We start from the raw sequence: 903 nt of genomic DNA, 5'->3' as shown, positions 1-903 counted from the left end.
CAGTCGGCGTCGCGGGCGTGCTTGACCTTGACCATCTCACGCTTGCCCGGCAGGTACGGACCGTCGAGGCGCTTGGCGATCACGCCGTCGAGTCCCGCGCCCTCGAACTGCTCGAGCCAGCGGGCGCCGAGTTCCGGGTCCTCAGTGGTGCGCGTGACATGACACCACTGTTTCTCTGTCACGGCGCCGAGCAGCGCGTCGCGGCGAACCCGGAAGGGTTCCTTCATCAGCGACGTGTCGCCGGTGGCCAGTGCGTCGAAACCGATGAAGTGTGCGGGGGTCTGTGCTGAGAGCATCTTGATGCGCGATTCGGCTGGGTGGATGCGCTGGCTCAGCGACTCCCAGTCCAGCCGGGTGCGGCCGTCGATCTCGCGGGGCACGACGATCTCGCCGTCCAGCACGCACCGCGCCGCCAACTCGTCGCGCACCGACTCGATGACCTCGGGAAAGTAGCGGCCCAGGTCCTTTCCACTGCGGGACAACAGCACCACCGCGTCCCCATCGCGGAAGACCAGGGCGCGGAACCCGTCCCACTTCGGTTCGTAGCAGGCGCCGGCCGGTATCGATGGCACCGATTTGGCGAGCATCGGAGACACCGGAGGCATGACGGGAAGACGCATCCCGCCCATTGTGGCGCAGCGCCCCACATCGATGACATTGCCCGCTGTCGGCGGTCTACGTGAGTATGGAACCCGTGGACCTCCCCGTGACCCCGCCGCTCGAGCCGATGCTGGCCAAAGCGCAGGCCAAGGTGCCCAACGAAGCGGGCGTGTGGTCGTACGAGCCGAAGTGGGACGGGTTCCGCGCCCTGGTCTTCCGCGATGGGGACGCGGTGGTGCTGTTGTCCCGCAGTGGAAAGGACCTGGGCCGCTACTTTCCCGAGGTCATCGAGTCGGTGCGCGA

Annotated in this window: 1 protein-coding gene and 1 pseudogene; one reads left to right on the top strand and one right to left on the bottom strand. The window is 67.3% G+C overall.

What is annotated here, in order from left to right; genetic code table 11:
- A partial coding sequence (locus tag A5663_RS09330) for an ATP-dependent DNA ligase (protein ID WP_156744403.1) occupies window positions 1-629 on the bottom strand: 629 nt, incomplete at its 3' end.
- A 56-nt stretch (window positions 630-685) separates the two neighbouring features.
- Here A5663_RS09330 and A5663_RS09325 point away from each other — a divergent pair.
- Window positions 686-903: pseudogene (locus A5663_RS09325) on the top strand (ATP-dependent DNA ligase); the annotation flags it as partial.

It is taken from the genome of Mycobacterium sp. E740 (assembly GCF_001672895.1).
Taxonomy (GTDB): Bacteria; Actinomycetota; Actinomycetes; order Mycobacteriales; family Mycobacteriaceae; genus Mycobacterium.
This window is presented reverse-complemented; position numbering and strand designations above follow the sequence as displayed.